This window comes from Pseudooceanicola profundi, from assembly GCF_050897955.1.
In the GTDB taxonomy this organism is placed as follows: Bacteria; Pseudomonadota; Alphaproteobacteria; order Rhodobacterales; family Rhodobacteraceae; genus Pseudooceanicola.
In genome coordinates, this window is record NZ_JBPAXZ010000001.1 from 448,052 (window position 1) to 469,601 (window position 21,550).

Annotated in this window: 21 protein-coding genes; 11 read left to right on the top strand and 10 right to left on the bottom strand. The window is 63.2% G+C overall.

Annotated features, from left to right (window positions below; translation table 11 throughout):
• Window positions 1-90 precede the first annotated feature (90 nt).
• Window positions 91-1,113 carry a serine hydrolase domain-containing protein gene (locus ACRARG_RS02170; protein ID WP_432688333.1) on the bottom strand — a complete coding sequence of 341 codons (1,023 nt, stop codon included), beginning with the start codon at window positions 1,111-1,113 and terminating at the stop codon, window positions 91-93.
• A 235-nt stretch (window positions 1,114-1,348) separates the two neighbouring features.
• Here ACRARG_RS02170 and gap point away from each other — a divergent pair, with 235 nt between their 5' ends.
• From gap to ACRARG_RS02185, 3 genes are all read left to right on the top strand, one after another.
• A complete protein-coding gene (gene gap, locus ACRARG_RS02175; RefSeq protein ID WP_432688334.1) occupies window positions 1,349-2,347 on the top strand; it encodes a type I glyceraldehyde-3-phosphate dehydrogenase in 999 nt (332 codons plus the stop codon).
• A gap of 79 nt (window positions 2,348-2,426) precedes the next feature.
• The gene (locus ACRARG_RS02180; protein ID WP_432688335.1) at window positions 2,427-2,570 is read left to right on the top strand and encodes a hypothetical protein; all 144 of its coding nucleotides are present in this window, start codon (window positions 2,427-2,429) and stop codon (window positions 2,568-2,570) included.
• 28 nt (window positions 2,571-2,598) lie between these two features.
• Window positions 2,599-3,594, top strand: coding sequence for an alpha/beta fold hydrolase (locus ACRARG_RS02185; RefSeq protein WP_432688336.1), 996 nt, complete (start codon window positions 2,599-2,601; stop codon window positions 3,592-3,594).
• Here ACRARG_RS02185 and coaD read toward each other — a convergent pair.
• From coaD to ACRARG_RS02200, 3 genes are all read right to left on the bottom strand, one after another.
• Entirely contained in the window at window positions 3,545-4,054 is a 510-nt protein-coding gene (gene coaD / locus ACRARG_RS02190) for a pantetheine-phosphate adenylyltransferase (RefSeq protein WP_432688337.1), read from the bottom strand. The genes ACRARG_RS02185 and coaD overlap by 50 nt on opposite strands.
• 110 nt (window positions 4,055-4,164) lie before the next feature.
• On the bottom strand, window positions 4,165-4,599 hold the full coding sequence (locus ACRARG_RS02195) for a CBS domain-containing protein (protein WP_432688338.1): 435 nt from the start codon (window positions 4,597-4,599) through the stop codon (window positions 4,165-4,167).
• A 37-nt stretch (window positions 4,600-4,636) separates the two neighbouring features.
• Entirely contained in the window at window positions 4,637-5,545 is a 909-nt protein-coding gene (locus ACRARG_RS02200) for a LysR family transcriptional regulator (RefSeq protein ID WP_432688339.1), read from the bottom strand.
• Between the two features lie 101 nt (window positions 5,546-5,646).
• Here ACRARG_RS02200 and ACRARG_RS02205 point away from each other — a divergent pair, with 101 nt between their 5' ends.
• The 8 genes from ACRARG_RS02205 (at window position 5,647) to ACRARG_RS02240 (ending at window position 12,133) form a co-directional block, all read left to right on the top strand.
• A complete protein-coding gene (locus ACRARG_RS02205) occupies window positions 5,647-7,146 on the top strand; it encodes a CoA-acylating methylmalonate-semialdehyde dehydrogenase (RefSeq protein WP_432688340.1) in 1,500 nt (499 codons plus the stop codon).
• 57 nt (window positions 7,147-7,203) lie between these two features.
• A complete protein-coding gene (locus ACRARG_RS02210) occupies window positions 7,204-7,572 on the top strand; it encodes a hypothetical protein (RefSeq protein ID WP_432688341.1) in 369 nt (122 codons plus the stop codon).
• Between the two features lie 68 nt (window positions 7,573-7,640).
• Window positions 7,641-8,780 (top strand): acyl-CoA dehydrogenase family protein, encoded by a 1,140-nt coding sequence (locus ACRARG_RS02215; protein WP_432688342.1) that lies wholly within the window; start codon window positions 7,641-7,643, stop codon window positions 8,778-8,780.
• Window positions 8,777-9,811 carry an enoyl-CoA hydratase/isomerase family protein gene (locus ACRARG_RS02220; RefSeq protein ID WP_432688343.1) on the top strand — a complete coding sequence of 345 codons (1,035 nt, stop codon included), beginning with the start codon at window positions 8,777-8,779 and terminating at the stop codon, window positions 9,809-9,811. The genes ACRARG_RS02215 and ACRARG_RS02220 overlap by 4 nt, the downstream gene beginning before the upstream one ends.
• A gap of 1 nt (window position 9,812) precedes the next feature.
• A complete protein-coding gene (gene mmsB, locus ACRARG_RS02225) occupies window positions 9,813-10,685 on the top strand; it encodes a 3-hydroxyisobutyrate dehydrogenase (protein WP_432688344.1) in 873 nt (290 codons plus the stop codon).
• Between the two features lie 87 nt (window positions 10,686-10,772).
• Window positions 10,773-11,066, top strand: coding sequence for an RcnB family protein (locus tag ACRARG_RS02230; protein ID WP_432688345.1), 294 nt, complete (start codon window positions 10,773-10,775; stop codon window positions 11,064-11,066).
• Between the two features lie 121 nt (window positions 11,067-11,187).
• Entirely contained in the window at window positions 11,188-11,628 is a 441-nt protein-coding gene (locus ACRARG_RS02235; protein WP_432688346.1) for a hypothetical protein, read from the top strand.
• Between the two features lie 226 nt (window positions 11,629-11,854).
• Window positions 11,855-12,133: a hypothetical protein gene (locus ACRARG_RS02240; RefSeq protein WP_432688347.1), complete on the top strand. Its 279-nt coding sequence runs from the start codon at window positions 11,855-11,857 to the stop codon at window positions 12,131-12,133.
• A 24-nt stretch (window positions 12,134-12,157) separates the two neighbouring features.
• Here the strand turns inward: ACRARG_RS02240 and uvrA are convergent, their stop codons facing one another.
• From uvrA to ACRARG_RS02270, 6 genes are all read right to left on the bottom strand, one after another.
• Complete coding sequence (uvrA, locus tag ACRARG_RS02245) at window positions 12,158-15,040, bottom strand: excinuclease ABC subunit UvrA (RefSeq protein WP_432688348.1); 2,883 nt, start codon at window positions 15,038-15,040, stop codon at window positions 12,158-12,160.
• A 182-nt stretch (window positions 15,041-15,222) separates the two neighbouring features.
• Complete coding sequence (locus ACRARG_RS02250; protein WP_432688349.1) at window positions 15,223-15,759, bottom strand: class I SAM-dependent methyltransferase; 537 nt, start codon at window positions 15,757-15,759, stop codon at window positions 15,223-15,225.
• Between the two features lie 130 nt (window positions 15,760-15,889).
• The gene (locus tag ACRARG_RS02255) at window positions 15,890-17,818 is read right to left on the bottom strand and encodes a choice-of-anchor I family protein (protein WP_432688350.1); all 1,929 of its coding nucleotides are present in this window, start codon (window positions 17,816-17,818) and stop codon (window positions 15,890-15,892) included.
• Between the two features lie 255 nt (window positions 17,819-18,073).
• The gene (gene lpdA / locus ACRARG_RS02260; protein ID WP_432688351.1) at window positions 18,074-19,465 is read right to left on the bottom strand and encodes a dihydrolipoyl dehydrogenase; all 1,392 of its coding nucleotides are present in this window, start codon (window positions 19,463-19,465) and stop codon (window positions 18,074-18,076) included.
• Window positions 19,466-19,608: 143 nt separating this feature from the next.
• Window positions 19,609-20,184 (bottom strand): DUF924 family protein, encoded by a 576-nt coding sequence (locus ACRARG_RS02265; protein WP_432688352.1) that lies wholly within the window; start codon window positions 20,182-20,184, stop codon window positions 19,609-19,611.
• A gap of 90 nt (window positions 20,185-20,274) precedes the next feature.
• Window positions 20,275-21,543, bottom strand: coding sequence for an MFS transporter (locus tag ACRARG_RS02270; protein ID WP_432688353.1), 1,269 nt, complete (start codon window positions 21,541-21,543; stop codon window positions 20,275-20,277).
• Window positions 21,544-21,550: the final 7 nt, after the last annotated feature.

Here is a 21,550-nt window from a genome sequence, read left to right on the forward strand (position 1 = left end):
GGCTGAGGGAGCGGGGGCGCTGCCCTCCGCCCTCCGGGCGTCCCCCGGAGTATTTTCGGAAAGATGAAGGGGCCGGGTCTGGCCCCTTTTTCATGCCGTGAGGGCTGCGGTGACGGGGCCTTCGAGGAGCTGCATGAGGTCACCAAAATAGCCCTGGGACCGGGCGGGCCGGGTCGGGTCGGAGGTGATGACGACGGTCGCCCGAAGGCCGGGGAGAATGGCGATGATCTGGCCGCCGTAGCCGCGGGCCAGCGCATAGCGCGTGGCGCCCTGCCCGCCCAGGAACCAGCCGTAGCCGTAAGCGAGGCCCGAGAAGGGCGAGCGGGTGCGGGGCTGGAAGGAGGCCGCGACATAGGAGGCCGACAGGAGGCGCGTGCCCTCGTAAGTCCCGTTCTGTCGCATCATCTCGCCGATCCGGATTAGCGCCCGGGGGCTCAGCGCCATTTCATTGCCGCCCATGAAGCGGCCCTGCGGGTCGCGCGTCCAGGGCGGGATTGCGACGCCAAGCGGGTCGCCGAGGCGGGTCCGGGCGAGGCTGAGCAGGCTCTCGCCCGCCCGTTCGGCCAGAAGCGCGCCAAGGACATGGGTTGTGCCGGTGGAATAGAGCATGCGGCTCCCCGGCTCTGCGATCATCTCTCGTGACAGCGCGTCTGCGACCCAATCGGGGCTTGCGATCCAGCTGCCATAATTCGGGCCGGAGGTCCGGGCGAGGCCGGCGCGCAGCGTCAGCAGATCTGCGGTGGTGATACCGGCCACGCGCGGGTCCGCTCCGGCCGGGATCAATCCGGGCGCCAGCTCGCCCAGTGTGGCATCGAGCGCGGGGATTTCCGCGCGGTCGAGGGCACAGCCGGCAAGGATGGCGATGATGCTTTTGGAGACGGATTTGACATTGACGGGCCGGTCAGGGGCCGGGCCGCGCGGCGTGAGGCCAAATACATCCGCACCGTTCTGTCGGATGAGGATGGTGTGGAGCTGGTCAAGGCTGCGGGCACGATCGGCCACTGCAGCAAAGGGATCGGCGCCCTGAGCATGCAGGGCGGCGGGCAGCAGCGCGCAGGCCGCACCGGTGGCAAGGAAACGGCGGCGGGATTTGGCGGTTGGAATTGGGCTCATGGCCGGATTGTTGCCGATCTTGACGGTTAATCAACGGGTCCGGGCGACACTTGCGCTCACAATAGTGTGTCGGGGCGGCGATGGCGCGGGGCTTGGCGGGAGGATGGGTCTGCCGGCCTGGCGTGGGATGTCCGGACAATTCACGGCCTCCGCTTGGCCTCCCGATGCTAGGCTGATAGTGTCCCTCGCATGTTAACGCTAACAGCGCGTCTGCGCTTTCTGCAGGGAGGGTCCCATGACTGTCACTCTGGCCATTAATGGTTTTGGACGTATCGGCCGTAATATTCTGCGTGCAATCGTGGAATCGGGCCGCAAGGATGTGGAGGTCGTGGCGATCAATGACCTCTACGATGTGCAAACCAATGCGCATCTGCTGCGCTACGACTCGGTGCACGGGCGCTTTCCCGGCACGGTGACCGAAGGGGCGGACTGGATCGATCCGGGGGCCGGGCCGATCCGCGTCACGGCGGAACGGGAGCCGGGCAAGCTCGACTGGGCTGGTATCGACGTCGTGCTGGAATGCACCGGCATTTTCCGAAGCCGCGATGCGGTGAAGCCCTATCTTGAAGCGGGTGTGGGGCGGGTTCTGATCTCTGCCCCCGGCGAAGACGTCGACCGGACGGTGGTGATGGGTGTCAACCATCACAGCCTCAGCCCGGAGGACCGGGTGGTTTCCAATGCCTCCTGCACCACAAACTGCCTGGCGCCGGTGGCGAAGGTGCTGAATGACACGGTCGGGATCACGCGCGGCTTCATGACGACGGTGCATGCTTATACCGGGGATCAGCCGGTGCTGGATACCGGGCATAAGGACCTCTACCGGGCGCGGGCAGCCGGCCTGTCGATGATCCCCACGACCACGGGGGCGGCCAAGGCGGTCGGACTTGTCCTGCCGGAGCTGAAGGGCAAGCTGGACGGGTCGTCGATCCGGGTGCCGACACCCAATGTGTCCTGTGTCGATCTGACCTTCGATGCCGGCCGCGACACCACGGTCGAAGAGATCAACGCCGCCATCGTCGCAGCTGCCGAGGGGCCGATGAAGGGCATTCTGGATGTGACCGATGAACCGCTTGTTTCGACCGATCTGAACCATGCGCCGGCTTCGTCGACCTTTGCGCTGGACCAGACCCGGGTCATGGAAGGCCGGTTCGTGCGGGTGCTGACCTGGTACGACAACGAATGGGGCTTTTCCAACCGGATGGGCGACGTCGCAGCGCTGATGGGGCAGCTTTGATGGCATCACGCTGAACAGGGTTGATTCCCGGGCGTTTCCTGGTCCATAGCGAGAGGTATTGAGGCGTGGCGGGGGACCGATGACAAACAAGATTGCCATCGCGCTTGCGCTGATCATTCTGGCGCTGCTGGGCTATGACTGGCTGCGGCTTGACGGCGCCAATAGTTTGTTTCTTTCGCGGAAATTCGCGAGCCTTGTAGAATGGCTCGCCTTTTGGCGCTAATCGGAAGTCTACCGGGTCGACCCGCCTCATGATCAACATTTCAACTCTGATCCTTCTTCTTGTCATCCTTGGCGCCGCCGTGGCGGGCGCCTTGGTGTACCGGAGCTGGCGGGCTGGCCGGCGGGCCGAGGCGGCGGTGCCGCCGCGTGGTGCATTTGTGCAGATTTCGACCGGCCGGTTGCATTATCTGGACTGCGGCACCGGGCCTGCCATCGTGCTGGTCCATACGCTGGACGGCAATCTCGGGCATTTCGATTGCGGGCTGATCGACGAGCTGGCCCGCAATCATCGCGTGGTCGCCATTGACCGGCCCGGGTCGGGCTATTCGGAAAGACCTGCCGGTACTGCGACGAATGTCCGGGCCCAGGCGCGTCTGCTGGCCGAAGCCATCGAGGTGCTGGAACTGGAAAGCCCGCTGCTTGTCGGTCATTCCATGGGCGGGTCGATTGCGCTGGCCCTGGCGTTGGAAAAGCCTGACCTGATCTGCGGACTGGCTTTGCTGGCACCGCTGACCCTGCCTATTCCAGAGGTTCCGGATGTCTTCAGCGACTATGAAAGCGACACGGATTTCCGTCGCAAGCTGCGGTCATGGACAACCGGCATCCCGCATCGGGTCAAGCATTCCGGCGTTGTTCTGAAACAGTTTTTTGGCCCGGAGCAGATGCCGTCAAACTTTCTGACGACCGGCGGCGGGTTGCTGTCGCTGCGGCCCTCGGCCATGATCCAGGCCAGTCGCGATTTTGCGACCGTTCAGGACGATCTGCCGGGAATGGCGCGGGATTACGCACGACTGCAGGTTCCTGTGCGTATTCTGTTTGGCCAGAATGACCGCGTTCTCGACCCGGAGCTGCACGGGCACAAGCTGGTGAACCGGCATCCGCAGATTGGCCTGGAACTGACACCCGGCGGGCATATGCTGCCGGTGACCCAGCCGGATATCTGCGTGGAATTCGTGGCCCGGGCGGCAGAGGCGTTCAAGGGCCGCCGGCTGGTTTCCCGAGCTTCGCCAGAAGTTTACCGTTAACACGCGGTGGCACGAATTTTCGGACATCGCCGTCGAGGCGCGCAATCTCTTTCACGAGTTTCGACGCGATCGCCTGATGTTTGGCATCGGCCATGAGGAAGACCGTCTCGACCGAGCTGTCGAGCGAGCGGTTCATGCCAACCATCTGATATTCGTATTCAAAATCCGCGACCGCACGCAGGCCACGCACAATCAGCGACGCGCCAACGTCGCGGGCACAATGGATCAGCAGGTTCTCGAAAGGATGGGCGACAATCTCTGTCCCCGTTGCCGCTGATAATTCCGCGCATTCATCCTCGATCATCGCCACGCGTTCTTCCAGAGAGAAGAGCGGGCCCTTGTCGCGGTTGATGGCGACGCCGATGACCAGCCGGTCGACCAGCGAGGTCGCACGCCGGATGATGTCGACATGCCCGAGGGTGATCGGATCGAAGGTGCCGGGATAAAGGCCGATGCGCATGCTCTCTCCTCGCAGTCACGGGGCTTCTGCGCACGCAACATTATTGCGTCATGGATTGCAAGGGGTGCCCGGATGTTATTTCCGGACTGCGCGCCCTTCTGACCGATGGGTCAGTGGCCGGCGACCATGCCTTCCAGAGCGTCGCGTTCCATCGAGAGCTGGCTGAGCCGCGCCTTGACCACGTCGCCGATGGTGACGATGCCGATCAGCACACCGTCTTCGACAACGGGCATATGGCGGAACCGGCCGTCGGTCATGCGGCGCAGCACCTCGTCGGCGGTATCGGCGCGGGTGCAGCAGACCGGCGATTTGGTCATCAGCGCATCGGCGCGGTCGTTCAGGATGGACGGGCCACGGGTGGACAGGGCGCGCACGATGTCGCGTTCCGACAGGATGCCATCAGCCGTGTCACCGCTGGCCGACACGACCACGCCGCCGATCCGGTTCTGGGTCAGCAGGCCGGCGACATCCGTCACACTCATGTCAGGGGTTGCCGTCACGACGCCTTCGGCGCCCTTGGCCTTGAGAATTTGCTGGACGATCATGGCCACTCCTCCTTTGGCTGATCTTTGGTAAATGGTCCTAGAGGTGCGACATTTTGTCAAGCCGCCCCTCCAGCCGCGCAACTTCCTGCCGGATACCTTCGCTCAAAAGTGCTGCGAAACGGTTCATGCGTTCCAGCCGCGTGTCATCGGCATGGCGGACCAGATAGAAGCTGCGGGTCAGGCTGAAGCGGTCGGTCAGGATGCGGCGCAGCTCCGGCGCGGAGGGCAAAGCGAAGTCATGCACGATGCCCAGCCCCCCGCCCTGCCGCAGCCAGTTGAGCTGCACGGTGACCGAGTTTGACGCCAGGGGTACGCGGCTGACGCCAAGCTCGCCCAGATAGTCCAGCTCCTTGTCGAAGATCATATCGGGGATGTAGCCGACCATGCGGTGACCGGTCAGATCCTGCAGATCGCTGATGGGAGCATGGGCCGCCAGATAGGCGGCAGAGGCGGCGAGATGCAGCCGGTAGTCGCTGACCCGCTGCACCATCAGCCGCCCCGCCGTGGGCGCGGAGACGGTGACGGCCATGTCCGTTTCGCGCCGCGACAGGTTGAAGAGCCGGGGCAGCGCGACGATCTGGACCTCAAGGTCCGGGTTGTCATCGACAATGGCGGCACAGACCTGAGGCAGCAGGAAATTCGCCACCCCATCCGGCGCGCCGATGCGGATCTGACCCGACAGGCGGCCCGCCTGCCCCGCGATCTCCTCCCCCGCTGCCGTGACGGCCTGTTCGGCGCGGATGGCATGGTCCATCAGGCGCTGCCCGGCATCGGTCAGCGCATAGCCCTGCTGGGATTTGGCAAAAAGTGCGGCGCCGATGTTTTCCTCCAGCCGCGCAATCCGGCGGGATACTGTCGCCGGGTCGATGCGCAATCTGCGCCCCGCCGCCGAGAGGCTCTCATCCCGTGCGACGGCCAGGAAAATACGCAGGTCGTCCCAGTGCATGCGCCCCTCCGCCTTGCAAAAATGCAAAATACCTTTGCCGTATTTCCCCTTTTTCATACAAAATCGCAAGCCTATGGTGCGGCCAAAGAATGGAGGATCCCATGCAAGAACTGACCCATTACATCAACGGTGAACACGTCAAGGGCACCTCGGGCCGCTTTGCCGATGTCATGAACCCCGCCACCGGCGAAGTTCAGGCCAAGGTGCCGCTGGCCTCTGTGGCAGAGCTGGACCACGCGGTTGAGATCGCCGCAAAGGCGCAGGTGGCCTGGGCCGCGGTCAACCCGCAGCGCCGCGCCCGCGTGATGATGAAATTCGTCGACCTGCTGAACCGCGACATGGACAAGCTGGCCGAAGCGCTGAGCCGCGAACATGGCAAGACCCTGCCGGATGCGGCGGGCGACGTTCAGCGCGGTCTGGAAGTGGTCGAATACTGCATCGGCGCGCCGCAGATGCTGAAGGGTGAATTCACCGATGCGGCGGGCCCGGGCATCGACATGTATTCCATGCGTCAGGCGCTTGGAGTCACCGCAGGCATCACCCCCTTCAACTTCCCCGCCATGATCCCGATGTGGATGTTCGCGCCCGCCATCGTCTGCGGCAACGCCTTCATCCTGAAACCGTCGGAGCGTGATCCCTCGGTTCCGCTGATGCTGGCCGAACTGATGGAAGAGGCCGGTCTGCCTAAGGGCATCCTGCAGGTCGTCAACGGCGACAAGGAATCGGTGGATGCGATCCTCGACAACCCGGTGATCCAGTCGATCGGCTTTGTCGGCTCCACCCCGATCGCGGAATACATCTACGGTCGCGGCTGTTCCAACGGCAAGCGGGTGCAGTGTTTCGGCGGTGCCAAGAACCACATGATCATCATGCCGGATGCCGATATGGATCAGGCGGCCGACGCGCTGATCGGCGCGGGTTATGGCGCGGCGGGCGAACGCTGCATGGCGATCTCTGTCGCTGTGCCGGTGGGCGAGGAAACCGCCGACCGGCTGATCGAAAAGCTGGTTCCCCGGATCGAGAAGCTGAAGGTCGGCCCCTACACCGCCGGCAAGGATGTGGATTACGGCCCAGTTGTCACCAAGGCGGCACAGCAGAACATCCTGCGGCTGGTCCAGACCGGCATCGACCAGGGCGCGGAGCTGGTTGTCGACGGGCGCGATTTCAAACTGCAGGGCTATGAGGACGGGTTCTTTGTCGGTCCGCACCTGTTTGACCGCGTGACCAAGGACATGGACATCTACAAGACGGAGATCTTCGGCCCCGTCCTGTCGACCGTTCGCGCGCAGAGCTACGAGGAGGCGATCGGCCTGGCCATGGACCATGAATATGGCAATGGCACCGCGATCTTTACCCGCGACGGCGACACGGCCCGCGATTTCGCCAGCCGGATCAATATCGGCATGGTGGGGATCAACGTGCCGATCCCGGTGCCGCTGGCCTATCACACCTTCGGTGGCTGGAAGAAATCGGTCTTTGGTGACCTCAATCAGCACGGTCCCGATGCGTTCAAGTTCTATACACGCACGAAAACAGTGACATCCCGCTGGCCGTCTGGCATCAAGGAGGGAGGAGAATTTAATTTCAAACCAATGGACTGAACTCATTTGGCAGTCGAATTCGACATTCTACCCCGACGCGGCCTGACGGTCGTACGCATGTCAGGGTTTGTGACGGTGGCCGAACTGCGGAGCGCGACAGACAGATATGTCGCGCATCCGGACTATCGGGCCGGTCAGAAACAGCTGGCTGACATGAGCAAGGTGATCGGGTTCGAAAAGAACTATGCCGAGTTCATCATACTGCAGGCGCAGAAATCGGGACGTCTGGCCCGCAGCCGCACGCAGACCTTATGTGTCTATTGGGCCCCGACGGACATTGCGATGGAATATGCCAAGATGTTCGTCCGGTCCTGGGGGAATGTGCATGCGGTTGTGCCGATAATCCAGGCGGAGGAATCGCGCGCGCTTGACCTTCTGGGTCAGCCGGAAGCCTCCGTCGAAGAACTATTGCAGGCCGCGCGCTGATCGCGGCCTGGCTATCTCTCGCCGCCAAATCTGAAATTCGATAATTCATTCACCGTGGAGGAGACGTGATGGATTTTGCATTGAGCGAGGAACAGCAGGCCATTTTCGACATGGCCTATGCCTTTGGTCAGGACCGGATCGCGCCCTTTGCGCGCGACTGGGAGAAGGCCGGGACGATCCCGAAAGAGCTCTGGCCCGAGATCGGAGAGCTTGGCTTTGGCGGGCTCTATGTGTCGGAGGAGAACGGCGGCGCGGGGCTTGGACGGCTCGACGCGACGCTGGTGTTTGAGGCCTTGTCGATGGCCTGCCCTTCCGTCGCGGCTTTCCTGTCGATCCACAATATGTGCGCCCGGATGATCGACGCCTTTGCCGCGCCGGAGCTGCGGGATCGGGTGCTGCCGGATGTCGTGGCGATGAAAACCGTGCTCTCCTACTGCCTGACGGAGCCCGGCTCCGGCTCTGACGCCGCTGCGCTCAAGACGCGAGCGGAGCGGACAAATGAGGGCTACCGGCTGAACGGCACCAAGGCCTTCATCTCCGGCGGCGGCTATTCGGATGCCTATGTGGTCATGGTGCGGTCAGGCGATGCAGGGCCCAAGGGCATCTCCACCGTCTATGTGGAGGACGGCCGGGAGGGGCTGAGTTTCGGCGGGCTGGAGGCCAAGATGGGCTGGCAGAGCCAGCCGACGCGGCAGGTCCAGTTCGACAATTGCGATATTCCGACCGGGAATCTCGTGGGTGACGAAGGTCAGGGATTCACATATGCGATGAAAGGGCTGGATGGCGGCCGGTTGAACATCGCCGCCTGTTCGCTGGGCGCGGCGCAGGCCGGGCTGGACGCCACGCTGCGCTACATGGCGGAGCGGAAGGCCTTTGGTCAGCCGATCAACCAGTTCCAGGCGCTGCAGTTCCGGCTGGCCGATATGGAGATCGAACTGCAGGCGGCGCGCACCTTCCTGCGACAGGCCGCCTGGAAGCTGGACCGGGGGGCGCCCGATGCCACCAAGTTCTGCGCCATGGCGAAGAAGTTCGTGACGGAGACCGGATCGAAGGTCGTCAACGACTGCCTGCAGCTGCATGGCGGCTACGGCTATCTGGCCGATTACGGGATCGAGAAGCTGGTGCGCGACCTGCGGGTGCATGAGATCCTCGAAGGCACGAACGAGATCATGCGCCTGATCGTGGCGCGCCAGATGGTGGCGGCATGAGCGATATCCATATCCGCCGCGCGGGGCGCGCGGGCCGCATCACCCTGACCCGGGCCAAGGCCCTGAATGCGCTGAGCTATGACATGTGCATGGCGATGGATGCGGCGCTGAAGGACTGGGCCGCGGACGATCATGTGGCGCTGGTGATCATCGATGCGGAGGGCGACAAGGCCTTCTGCGCCGGTGGCGATGTGGCCGAGCTCTACCGGCACGGGCTGGAGGGCGATTTTGGCTATGCCCGCCGGTTCTGGCGCGACGAATACCGGATGAACGCGCGGCTGGCGCATTTTCCGAAGCCCGTGGTCAGCTTTATGCAGGGGTTTGTCATGGGCGGCGGGGTCGGTATCGGGTGCCATGCCTCGCATCGGGTGGTCGAGGACAGCACGCGCATCGCCATGCCGGAATGCGGCATCGGTCTGATCCCGGATGTGGGGGGCTCCATGCTGCTGGCGCGGGCGCCGGGACGGCTGGGCGCCTATTTCGGGCTGACTGCGGCGCGGATGGGGCCGGGAGAGGCAATCCATGCCGGGTTTGCCGACCATTACCTGCCGCGCGAGGACTGGGCGGGCGTGATCGAAGACCTTGAACTGCATGGCATTTTGAAGCACCTGACCGACCGGGTTCTGGAAGCGCCGCCACCCGATATCCTAGTCGGGCAGGATGTGATCGACCACCTGTTCAAGGGCGATGTGGCGCAGATCATGGCCAAGCTGGAGGCCGATCCGGAGGAGCTGGCGCAGACGGCCCTGAAGGCCATTCGGAGGAATTCTCCCATCGCCATGGCCACCACGCTGCTGCTGCTGGAACGGCTGGCGGATACGACCGATATCCGCGTGGCCCTGCAGGAGGAGTTCCGCGGCACGTCGCGCGCGATCGAGCACGGGGATTTCCTGGAGGGCGTGCGGGCGCAGCTTATCGACAAGGACCGCAGCCCGCGCTGGAAGCACCAGCCCGGAGAGGTCACGCGGGAGGAGGCGGAGGCGATGCTGGCCCCGCTGGGCCGTGACGAGCTGACATTCGAGGAGGACTGACATGAAGATCGGATTTATTGGTCTCGGCAATATGGGCGGGCCGATGGCGGCCAATCTGGCCAAGGCGGGGCATGCGGTGACGGGCTTCGACACGGCGGGCGTGTCGGTCGACGGCGTCACCATGGCCGGATCGGGGGCGGAGGCCGCCGCGGGCCGGGACGTGGTCATCACCATGCTGCCCAATGGCGCGATCCTGCGCGCCGTGGCCGAGGAGATCGTGCCGGCGATGGCACCGGACTGTGTCTTCCTCGACTGTTCCACGGTTGATGTGGACAGCGCCCGCGCCGTGGCCGAGGCGGCCGTGGCGGATGGCAAGCTGGCGCTGGATGCGCCCGTCTCCGGCGGGATCGGCGGGGCGCAGGGTGGCACGCTGACCTTCATGGTGGGCGGATCGGAGGAGGCATTCGGCAAGGCCAAGCCGCTCTTTGACATCATGGGGCAGAAGGCGGTGCATTGCGGGCCGTCGGGCAATGGTCAGGCGGCCAAGATCTGCAACAACATGATCCTCGGCGTGACGATGATCGCCACCTGCGAGGCTTTTGCGCTGGCGGACAAGCTGGGGCTCGACCGGCAGGCGATGTTCGATGTCGTCTCTACCTCCTCCGGCTATTCCTGGACGATGAATGCCTATTGCCCGGCGCCGGGGGTTGGCCCCTCCAGCCCTGCGGACAATGGTTACAAGCCCGGCTTTGCCGCCGATCTGATGCTGAAGGACCTGCGCCTGTCGCAGCAGGCGGCAGAGGCAGCGGATGCCGATACGCCCATGGGCGCGGCAGCGGCCGCGCTCTATGCCCGCTTCGTGGAGGAGGAGGACGGCGCGGGGCGCGACTTCTCCGCCATGCTGCCGCGGTTCGAGAAACGCGGGCGCGGTTGAGCGGCTCGCGCGGATGTGAGAGCCGGGCGCGACGGATGTGCCCGGCTGCCGCGTTGGACAAGGACAGACCCAGACAGGAGACCCCTCATGTTCCGTAAAACGCTGACAACTGCCCTCGCCGCCACGCTGATGCTTGGGCTTGCCGCCCCCGCCGCCATAGCGCGGGGGGATGACGCCCCGCGCAAGCCGCAGCAGCAGATGCACCGGCCTGAAGCCCGCCATGACAGTCGCGATGACCATCGTCAGCATGTGCCCCCTGCCCCGCAGGGCCAGCACTATGCCCGTCATGGTGACCAGCTGGTCAGAGTCGATGACCAGACCGGCGCGATTGTCGCGGCGCTTGGCCTGATCACGGCCTTTGCCGTCGCCACCAGCCAGTGACAGGAAATCCCCCGGCGGCGGCAATCTGCCTCCGCCGGGGAACCCGTGGCCTGAGGCGGGCATTGTCCTCACGATCCAGCGGTATCGGCCCATGCCGGGCACCGCACGAAAGGAGGACGCGATGAAACGTCTTATGATGACAACGATGGCCGTCGCCATCGCCCTGCCCGTCACAGCCATGGCCAATCCCGGCAAGGGACATGGCAATGGTCACGGCAATGGCAAAAAGGTCCACAAACAGGTGCACCGCGAGGTACAGCAACAATCCGCCCCGCGGTACGCGACCAATTGCCCGCCCGGACTGGCAAAGAAATCTCCGGCCTGCGTGCCGCTGGGACTGGCCAAGAAGCAGCATGACGACCGGGATTATGTTGTTCATGTCGGCGAATATCTGAACCCCGATTATTTTGGCGACCGGTATGTTCTGGTGCGCGATCCCGGGTATTACGGGCTGGACCCCTATGGCGTTTATTACCGCATCGACGGCAACGTGTACCAAGTCGATCGCGAGACCAGAGAAGTTCTTGCGCTGCTGGGGGCGGTTTCTGCTATCCTGAACTGACTGTTTCCGGCCAGGGGGTTTTTCCGAAACCCTTTGGCGGGCAAACTCCGCAGGTCGCTGTCAGGGGGCACAGATGTATCGACCAGCCATTCTCGCTTTGGTCCTCGCCCTTCCGGGCGGGGTGGCAATGGCGGCCTGCGATCCCGATGACACAACGGTCCGATGTCTGAATACCGCCCCAGCCGGTTCGGCATCGGGGACCCGTTCCAATATCGGGGCGCGCTTCGTGACAGCGACACGAAACTCTCCTCAGGCCATTGCGAACCGCATGTCTCAGGGCCGTTTCAAAAAGGCGCGGACCCGACCGATCCCGGAAGAAAACCTGTTTATCCCCGGCGACGTTCTGCCGGCAGAGGTCATGATCCTGATCAATCCGCTGCGCTACGGGTTGCCGCTGCCGCATGGCGGCTGGACCTATTTCAAATCCGGTCAGCAGATCTACCGCGCGGATATGCAGTCCCGTCAGGTGCTGGACCATATGAACCCGCATCTGTCGCGTTACTGACTCCCCGTCGGGAGCATGACCGGCCTATTCCGCCGCGACCTTGCCCGCATTCAGCATCGGGATCAGATATCGGCCGGTATGGCTGGCCTCGACCTTGGCGACGTCTTCGGGCGTGCCGGTGGCCACAACGGTGCCGCCGCCATCGCCGCCCTCAGGTCCGATGTCGATCAGCCAGTCGGCCGTTTTGATAACGTCGAGATTGTGTTCGATCACCACGACCGAATTGCCCTGATCGACCAGTTCATGCAGCACTTCCAATAGCTTGCGCACGTCCTCGAAATGCAGGCCGGTGGTCGGCTCGTCGAGGATATAGAGCGTGCGGCCAGTGGACCGTTTTGCCAGCTCCTTGGACAGTTTGACCCGCTGCGCCTCCCCGCCGGAAAGCGTCGTCGCCTGCTGGCCAACCTTGATATAGCCGAGGCCCACACGGACCAGCGCATCCATCTTTTCGCGGATCGACGGGACGGCGGCGAAAAACTCCTGCGCATCTTCCACCGTCATGTCCAGCACGTCGGCGATGGACTTGCCCTTGAACCTGATCTCCAGCGTCTCGCGGTTGTAGCGGGCGCCGTGGCAGGTCTCGCAGGTGACATAGACGTCGGGCAGGAAGTGCATCTCGATCTTGATGACGCCGTCACCCTGGCAGGCCTCACACCGCCCGCCCTTCACGTTGAAGGAGAACCGCCCGGCCTTGTAGCCGCGCGCCTTGGCCTCCGGCAGACCGGCGAACCAGTCGCGGATCGGGGTGAAGGCGCCGGTATAGGTGGCGGGGTTCGACCGCGGCGTGCGCCCGATGGGGCGCTGGTCGATATCGATGACCTTGTCCAGATGTTCCAGCCCCTTGATCGTCTCGCAGGGGGCGGGCGTCTGGCGGGCGCCGTTCAGCCGCATGGAGGCGGTCTTGAACAGCGTCTCGATTGTCAGGGTCGATTTGCCGCCGCCCGAGACGCCGGTGACACAGAGGAAGGTGCCCAGCGGGAAATCGGCCGTCACCTCCTTGAGGTTGTTGCCCACGGCCTTGACCACGGTCAGTTTCTTCTTGTTGCCCTTGCGGCGGGTTTTCGGCACCGCAATCTCCCGCGTGCCGGCAAGGTACTGGCCGGTCAGGGAATTCTCGTCCGCCGTGACCTGGGCAGGCGTGCCGTGAGAGACAACGCTGCCGCCATGCACGCCCGCACCGGGGCCGATGTCGAAGACATAGTCGGCCTCGCGGATCGCCTCTTCGTCGTGTTCGACGACGATCACCGTATTGCCCTGATCGCGCAGGTTCTTCAGCGTGGTCAGCAGGCGGCCATTGTCGCGCTGGTGCAACCCGATGGAGGGCTCATCCAGCACGTAGAGTACGCCGGTCAGGCCGGACCCGATCTGCGATGCCAACCGGATCCGCTGGCTCTCCCCGCCCGACAGGGTCCCGGAATTGCGCGACAGGGTCAGGTATTCAAGGCCGACGTTGTTCAGGAACCCAAGCCTTTCGCGGATTTCCTTGAGGATGGCGCGGGCGATCTCGTTGCGCTGCGCGGTCAGGTTGTCGGGGACGGTCTGACACCAGTCATAGGCCTCCCGGATCGACATCTGCACGACCTGGCCGATATGCATCAGCGTCTGTTCCTTGGCAGAGCCGATCTTGACCGCCAGCGCCTCCTGCTTCAGCCGGTAGCCGTCGCAGGTGCCGCAGTGGCGGTTGTTCTGGTATTGCTCGAATTCCTCGCGGACCCAGGTGCTGTCGGTCTCGCGGTAGCGGCGTTCCATATTCGGGATAACACCTTCAAAGGTGCGTTCAACCTGATAGACGCGGCCACCTTCATCGTAGCGGAACGGAATTTCTTCATCGCCCGAGCCGTAGAGGAAGACCTGCTGCACATGGGCCGGAAGGTCCTTCCAGCGGGCCTTCTTGTCGAAATCGTAATGCTTGGCGATGGCTTCGATTGTCTGAAGGAAATAGGGGCTTTTCCCTTTGCGCCAGGGTGCCAGCGCGCCATCGGCGATCTTGAGCGTGGCATCCGGAACGACCAGTCTTTCATCGAAGAACAGCTCAACCCCAAGGCCGCCGCAATCCGGGCAGGCGCCGAAGGGGGCGTTGAAGGAGAAGAGGCGCGGCTCGATCTCCGGAATGGTAAATCCGCTGACCGGGCAGGCGAATTTTTCGGAGAAGGTGAAGCGTTCGGCCTCCCCTTCATCGTCCCGCGGGGCGGTTTCGAGGATCGCGATGCCATCGGCCAGATCCAGCGCGGTGCGGAAACTGTCGGCCAGCCGCGTCTCCATCCCTTCACGGACCACAATCCGGTCGACCACCACGTCGATATCATGGCGGAATTTCTTGTCGAGCGTCGGCGGCTCGTCCAATTCGTAAAAGGCGCCGTCGACCTTTACACGCTGGAAGCCCTGCTTGCGAAGCTCTTGAAATTCCTTCTTATATTCACCCTTCCGGTCGCGGATGATCGGGGCGAGGAGATAGCCGCGCGTGCCCTCCTCCATGCCCATGACGCGGTCGACCATGTCCTGCACCTGTTGCGCCTCGATGGGCTGGCCGGTGGCGGGGGAATAGGGCGTGCCGACGCGGGCGAAGAGCAGGCGCAGGTAGTCGTAGATCTCCGTCACCGTGCCGACGGTCGAGCGGGGGTTCTTCGACGTCGTCTTCTGTTCGATGGAAATCGCGGGGGAGAGGCCGGAGATATGGTCCACATCCGGCTTTTCCATCATGTCGAGGAACTGCCGCGCATAGGCCGAAAGCGACTCGACATAGCGGCGCTGGCCCTCGGCATAGATCGTGTCAAAGGCGAGCGAAGACTTCCCGGATCCGGAAAGCCCCGTGATAACAACCAGTTCGTTACGCGGAATATCGACGTCGATATTCTTGAGGTTATGTTCGCGCGCGCCGCGCACCTCGATGTTCTTAAGCTCGGCCATGTGCCCCCCGGCAATGAATGCTCAAGAAATAGTTTACGTCCGCCATAGTTCCAAGTGGAAAATGAGAACATTAAGAGAACTTCCGCCAGGCTCCTGACTTTTCAGGAGCCTCGGCCGCCGGCCGCCTGCGGAACGGGCGGCGCGGTGGCTGGCGCGGGATATCGGCTGTGCACGACGCCGGGTCAGGTCTTTTGTGCCAGGGCCCAGGTCACCATGGGAAAAAGCGGGTCATTTTCCAGATCATCCTCGCCGTCGCGGTATTCGGGCGGCCAGGGGGTCTCCAGATTCCGCAGGGCGGCGGCCCGATTGCCCCATTGTTCGGCACGGATCGCATCCGGGGCAAATCCGCCTTCGATCAGCAGATTGGTCATGCCCCGCGCCGACCAGCGCGAACAATCGATCGGCGCGCCGTGGTAGGGGATGAAAAACGGTGTGGCTATGTAGAAATGACCGCCCTTCCGCAGCATTTTCAATACGTTACGAATGGCGCTATAGGGCCTGTCGAGATGTTCCCAGACCTGGTCGGCCAGAATGAGATCGAATTTGCGCGGCTGGCCGGCCTCATCGAGGAACGGACCGGCGCATATGTCATATTCGGGATACCGGAAGATCTCGTAGCTGCGGAAAGAAAAGGATTCTCCCCATTTTCCGGAAATCTCGGCCACGGTCAGCCGGCTTGGGGTCAGCGCTTTGATCCAGCGGCGACTGGAGCGGCGCATGACAATTCGGTTCAAGCTCGGCATCTGCACCTCGGAGGGAGAACGGGTCCGCCCACCCTATGCGACAAGTCTGTGCCGATGAAGCCGTGACATGCCCGGCCCCCGATCAGAGGGGCCGGGCCGCAGTCGATCAGAACTGGAACGACAGCTCGTCCAGCACGGCGTTTTGCCCCGTCAACATGACCAGAATGCTGTCGGTTCCGTAGGTGACCAGGACATCGCCTTCCGGTGTTTCGTCGATCACCAGATCGCCGAAGGAAAGTCCGGTTTCCGACAGGTCGATCGTATCGGTGGCGCCAAAGCCTTTGATGGTGTCGTCGCCATCGCCGGTGCCGAAGGCAAAGACATCTGCGCCGGCCTGACCGACCAGCAGATCGTCGCCCAGCCCGCCGTCGATCGTGTCGTCGCCATTGCCGCCAAAGATCGTGTCGTCCCCGGCGCCGCCAAGGATCGAATCTGCACCCATGCCGCCGTTGACACCGTCATTGCCGCCGCCGGCGTCGATCACATCGTCGCCGCCCTTGCCCTTGATATTGTCATCGCCCAGCGTGCCGTCGATGACCTCGGAGGTGTCATCGCCAACCAGACGGGCGCCGAATTCGAGGTCATAGACCGAGGTCGTACCCGAAATCTCGTAGGCAACGGCAATCTGCGCCAGCCCGGTCGCGCTGTCTTCGGGCGCGATAAAGCTGATTACCTCGGGGCTGACATTGCCGAATTCGGACCCGTCGATGTAGTCGAGGAAGGTGGAATAGCTCGGGTTGGTCACGTCGTAGATCATGATACCCGAGTCGCGCTCCAGCCCGATGAACGCCAGAGTGCGGTCGCCAACCTGGCCCACGGCAATCGCCTCGGCTTCGGGGCCCTTGTTGTCGGACCGGCCGTCATCGACGACGTCCAGGTCATCGCTCGGGAAATCGTCGTTGTTGAACGCATTTGCCGGACGGATAGAGGCGATGATCTGTTCGAAATCATCGCCGCTGTCGAAGACGAGATTGCCCGCGGCGTCAAAGATCGAGAAGGAGCGAGAGCTGTAGCTGTGCAGCACGTCGATGTCGCCGTCGCCATCGGTGTCGCCGTCGATGATGGAGACGGTCAGCCGTTCCAACCCGGTGGTATCGACAGAGGGGTCGATGGACAGGCCGGGCACGTCGCCATCCAGGATATCGCCGACCCGGGCTGCATCGCCGCCTTCGTCGAAATCACCACGGTCGTCGCCCTCGTTCGCGGTGAAGTAATAGACCTGACCGTCAATCTCCGTGGCCGCGATTGCATCGGGCATCCGAATGCCCATGACCGGCACGGTGTGGATGTCGATCGCGTCGTCGCGGTCCGACGGGTCAATGCCGTTGCCGTCGACCGAATGATCGGCCAGACCCAGCGGCTGCAGCGCCTCCCAGGACATGGTTTCAAGGTCGAAAACGGCAACCGTGTTGGCCTCCTGCAGCGTCACGTAGAGCTTGCCGTCGGCCTCTGCGATATATTCCGGTTCGAAATCGGTGGAGGGCATATTGTCGGGGAAAATCCGCACTCCGGCCTCTGCCAGCTCTTCGGCCATGGCGTCGAATTGCGTGAAATCAAAGGTTTGCGCGACGCCCGTTGCGACGTCGATGATCGAGATGGAGCCCATCGGATCGGTGCCGCCATCGGGTTCGCCTTCGTTGGCGACAAAGATCATGGTGCCGTCTTTGGAAAAGGTCACCATGTCGGGCAGATTGCCGACCTCGATTGCGTCAATATAGGTGCCGTCCAGGGAAAAGCGCGCCACGACACCATTGTCGAAATCGTCGATGTCACGTTCGATGGCGACCGCAATGCCGGAGGCGCTGACGGTCACGGAATTCAGCCCGTCATAATCCGGCACAACGGTCAGATCGATGGAGAACACCAGCTCTCCGGTGGCCGCGTCGACCACGTTGACCCGGTCCTCTGCCCCATCGGTGATGTAGAGGCGGCCGTCGAAATGTGCGACAACCTCGGACCCGCCTTCGCCGGCGCCGCTGTCAAACGTCGTGGCCAGCTCGACCCCGATGGATTTCTTCTGATATGTGGTAACCATTTATTCCCCCACGGAAAATTTAGTTTGTCTATGCGCTTGGATCGGGCCCGGAAGGGGCCGGTCAAAACAGTCACAGGTCTGGACTGCACAGTCGGAGACGTGCAGCGAGGTTCCAGTTATCCGGGCGGGGAAACCGTCATGCGACACTTTTGAAAAAGTTTTGTGACGGAATTAATTAACCGCGCCGGAGATACCGGCGCGGCAGAAATGTTTACGTTTCCTATAGGGTTCCGGTCTAAAGCGCCCGGTCTGCAATCAGATGTGGATTGCGCGCCCGTAGGCCGACAGCACCGCCTCGTGCAGCATTTCCGACAGGGTCGGATGCGGGAAGACGGTGTTCATCAGATCCTCTTCGGTCGTCTCCAGCGCGCGGCCGACAACATAGCCCTGGATCAGCTCCGTCACCTCGGCGCCGACCATATGGGCGCCCAGAAGCTCCCCGGTCTTTTCGTCGAAGACGGTCTTGATCAGGCCTTCCTGCTCTCCCAGAGCCACGGCCTTGCCATTGCCGATGAAGGGGAATTTACCGACCTTGACCTTGTAGCCCTGCTCTTTCGCCTTGGCCTCCGTCAGGCCGACGCTGGCCACCTGCGGATGGCAATAGGTGCAGCCCGCGATGGAGCCCGGCTTGATCGGATGCGGATGGCCGCCCGCGACCAGTTCCGCCACCATGACCCCTTCGTGGGAAGCCTTGTGCGCCAGCCAGGGGGCGCCGGCGATATCGCCGATGGCATAGACGCCCTCGACACCGGTGCGGCAATATTCATCGGTCACGACATGGGTGCGGTCGACCTTGATCCCGGCCTCTTCCAGCCCCAGCCCCTCGACATTGCCGACGATGCCCACGGCAGAGATCACGGTGTCGAACTCCATCTTCTCGACCTTGCCGCCGGCCTCGATATGGGCGGTGACTTTCCCTTTGGCGCGGTCCAGCTGCTTGACCATGGATTTCTCCATGATCTTCATGCCCTGCTTTTCGAACTGCTTCTTGGCGAAGGCGCTGATCTCCGCATCCTCCACCGGCAGAACGCGGTCCATGACCTCCACCACCGTGGTGTCGCAGCCCAGTGTGTTGAAGAAGCTGGCAAATTCGATGCCGATGGCGCCGGAGCCGATGACAAGCAGTTTTTTCGGCATCCGTTTGGGCGCCAGCGCGTGCTTGTAGGTCCAGACCAGATCGCCGTCGGCCTCCAGCCCCGGCAGTTCGCGGGCGCGGGCGCCGGTGGCCAGGACGATGGCCTTGGCAGAGATCTCTTCGGTGCCCTTGTCGGTCTTGACGGTGACCTTGCCCTTACCGGCGAGCTTGCCCTCGCCCATCACCACGTCGACCTTATTCTTCTTGAGCAGGTGTTTGACCCCGCCCTCCATCTGCTTGGCGACCCCGCGGGAGCGCTGCACGACCTTGTCCAGATCATAGCCGATATCCCCGGCTTTGAGCCCGTAGTCGGCGGCGCGGTGCATCAGGTGGAAGACCTCGGCCGAGCGCAGCAGCGCCTTGGTCGGGATGCAGCCCCAGTTCAGACAGATGCCGCCAAGGTGTTCGCGTTCGATCACGCAGGCCTTCAGCCCCAGCTGAGCGGCGCGGATGGCGGCGACATAGCCGCCCGGACCCGATCCGATCACGAGAAAATCGTAGGTTGCGGCCATGGTCCCTGTCCTCCATCCGGCGAGATAGTTTGACGTTAAACTATTTCTGTGACGCCCTCAATACGGGTAGCGCAAATGATAGAGACCCCGAAGCAATTTGCCACGGGGCCTCTGTCAATTCTTTCGACTTTGTTCGCCGATGGTTACTCCGCCGCCTGCAGCTGACGCACGGTCGCACCGTAGCCGCCATCGGCGATATAGGCGGTTTCGACACTGGTCATTTTCCGGTCCAGCGCCTCGTTCCGGTAGGGGAAACGGCCAAACTGGCGGATGACCTCACGATGGGCGCGGGCATGCAGCAGATTGCCGTCGCCGCCCTGCATCCGTTCCGCCATAAGCCGGACGCAGCGGTCCTGATCGGACAGGTTTTCCGAATGCATCAGCGGCAGGTAGAAGAACTGCCGGGCCGGCTCGTCGATTTTCAGATCCCAGCCGCGTTCCAGCGCGCGCTTGGCAACGGCCTTGGCCAGATGGTCGGAGGCGAAGGCTTTGCCCTGCCCCCGGAACATGTTGCGCGGGAACTGATCGGTCAGGATCAGATAGGCCAGCGCGCCTGTCGGATAGGTCAGCCACAGACCGTAGGCACCGTCCATCGCCGCTTCCCAGGCCGGGCCGAAGCGGTCGCGAATTTGCTGGTCCAGCGCGTCATCCGCATCGTACCAGCCGTTGGGGCCGATCTCATCCAGCCAGAAATTCAGAATGTCTTCGGGGCTTGCCATGGTCTCCTCCGGCTCCGGCGCGCTCTGACCATGATTGTTACACTTTGGTGACATTCCGCAATAGAAAATACGGCCACTTGAGCGCTAACATTATGGTTTGGAAACGTTTTCTTCCTGATCAGAGTGCTCTGCGGCGTCTACGGCCCATTCCTGCGCGGCCTCAACCGCGACCGGGGTGGCTGACATCATGACCGGCGTATAGGCACCCGTATCCTCGATTTTCGGGGCCGGACGCTGGGTCATCCGGTAGAGCGCGTAAAGCGTCAGGACCAGCAGCAGGACCGCGATGAAAACCCAGAAGCCGGAGGGGCCGAGCGCGGTCATTATCCAGCCGGTGGCCAGCGGCCCCGAGATCGCGCCGAGCCCGTTCAGAAACAGCATGCCCCCCGAGACCGACGCCATTTCTGCCGGTTCAAGGAAATCGTTGGCGTGGGAAATCAGCAGGGAATAGAGCGGGTTGGACATGCCCCCCACGAAGAAGGCCGCGACCAGCAGCCCGTAGAATGACCCGAAGAGGATACCGATGACGGCGCCCGCCGTGCCCACGGCAGAGACCAGCATGATCAGCCGGCGCCGGTCCATCCGGTCCGACAGCCAGCCCAGCGGGAACTGGAAGAAGGTGGCGCCGACGTAGAAGGTCGCGATGAAGCCGGAGATCTGGACCAGCGTCAGCCCGGCCTGGGAGCCGTAGACCGCCGCCATGCCGAACTGCGCCGAAAAGGCCCCGCCCAGCAGGAAGACGCCGACGCAGGCCAGCGGCGAGACGGCGAAGAGCTGGCGCAGGTTCATCGGCGCGGTGCGTTCGAAGGCGGGTGTCGGCTGGACCGACAGAAGGATCGGCGCAAAGGCGATAGAGACGAGCACGGAGGGGATGACAAAGAGGACAAATCCCGACGGATCCGCGACCAGCAGCAGCCCCTGCGCCCCGATGATCCCCAGCACCTGCACCAGCATGTAAAGCGACAGCGCCTGACCGCGGGTCTCGTTCGTGGCGGCGTTGTTGAGCCAGCTCTCGGCGGTGACGTACACGCCGGAGAAACAGAAGCCGATCAGCACGCGCCCGATGGTCCATGCCACCGGATCGGCGATGGTCGGATACAGGATTAGGATGGCGGAGATGAAGCTGCCCAAGGCCGCGAAGACCCGGACATGGCCGACGCGGCGGATCATCTCGGGCGCCGCGCGCGACCCGCCGAGGAAGCCAAGGAAGTAGCCGGACATGACGATGGACATCTCGAAGGTCGAAAAGCCTTCGATCTCGCCGCGCACACCCAGCAGCGTGCCCTGCAGGCCGTTGCCGACCATCAGCAGCATCAGACCCAGGAGCAGCGCCCATGCGGATTTCAGAACCTGTACCATGGGCGTC

Bases quoted from the DNA above. Each gene is read 5' to 3' on its own strand.
- mmsB (WP_432688344.1), top strand. From the start codon at position 9,813: ATGAAGATCGGATTTATTGGTCTCGGCAATATGGGCGGGCCGATGGCG.
- gap (WP_432688334.1), top strand. From the start codon at position 1,349: ATGACTGTCACTCTGGCCATTAATGGTTTTGGACGTATCGGCCGTAAT.
- ACRARG_RS02270 (WP_432688353.1), bottom strand. From the start codon at position 21,543: ATGGTACAGGTTCTGAAATCCGCATGGGCGCTGCTCCTGGGTCTGATG.
- ACRARG_RS02185 (WP_432688336.1), top strand. From the start codon at position 2,599: ATGATCAACATTTCAACTCTGATCCTTCTTCTTGTCATCCTTGGCGCC.
- ACRARG_RS02215 (WP_432688342.1), top strand. From the start codon at position 7,641: ATGGATTTTGCATTGAGCGAGGAACAGCAGGCCATTTTCGACATGGCC.
- coaD (WP_432688337.1), bottom strand. From the start codon at position 4,054: ATGCGCATCGGCCTTTATCCCGGCACCTTCGATCCGATCACCCTCGGG.
- ACRARG_RS02200 (WP_432688339.1), bottom strand. From the start codon at position 5,545: ATGCACTGGGACGACCTGCGTATTTTCCTGGCCGTCGCACGGGATGAG.
- ACRARG_RS02195 (WP_432688338.1), bottom strand. From the start codon at position 4,599: ATGATCGTCCAGCAAATTCTCAAGGCCAAGGGCGCCGAAGGCGTCGTG.
- ACRARG_RS02170 (WP_432688333.1), bottom strand. From the start codon at position 1,113: ATGAGCCCAATTCCAACCGCCAAATCCCGCCGCCGTTTCCTTGCCACC.
- ACRARG_RS02210 (WP_432688341.1), top strand. From the start codon at position 7,204: ATGTCAGGGTTTGTGACGGTGGCCGAACTGCGGAGCGCGACAGACAGA.
- ACRARG_RS02205 (WP_432688340.1), top strand. From the start codon at position 5,647: ATGCAAGAACTGACCCATTACATCAACGGTGAACACGTCAAGGGCACC.
- ACRARG_RS02180 (WP_432688335.1), top strand. From the start codon at position 2,427: ATGACAAACAAGATTGCCATCGCGCTTGCGCTGATCATTCTGGCGCTG.
- ACRARG_RS02250 (WP_432688349.1), bottom strand. From the start codon at position 15,759: ATGCGCCGCTCCAGTCGCCGCTGGATCAAAGCGCTGACCCCAAGCCGG.
- ACRARG_RS02220 (WP_432688343.1), top strand. From the start codon at position 8,777: ATGAGCGATATCCATATCCGCCGCGCGGGGCGCGCGGGCCGCATCACC.
- ACRARG_RS02255 (WP_432688350.1), bottom strand. From the start codon at position 17,818: ATGGTTACCACATATCAGAAGAAATCCATCGGGGTCGAGCTGGCCACG.
- lpdA (WP_432688351.1), bottom strand. From the start codon at position 19,465: ATGGCCGCAACCTACGATTTTCTCGTGATCGGATCGGGTCCGGGCGGC.
- ACRARG_RS02230 (WP_432688345.1), top strand. From the start codon at position 10,773: ATGTTCCGTAAAACGCTGACAACTGCCCTCGCCGCCACGCTGATGCTT.
- ACRARG_RS02235 (WP_432688346.1), top strand. From the start codon at position 11,188: ATGAAACGTCTTATGATGACAACGATGGCCGTCGCCATCGCCCTGCCC.
- ACRARG_RS02265 (WP_432688352.1), bottom strand. From the start codon at position 20,184: ATGGCAAGCCCCGAAGACATTCTGAATTTCTGGCTGGATGAGATCGGC.
- uvrA (WP_432688348.1), bottom strand. From the start codon at position 15,040: ATGGCCGAGCTTAAGAACATCGAGGTGCGCGGCGCGCGCGAACATAAC.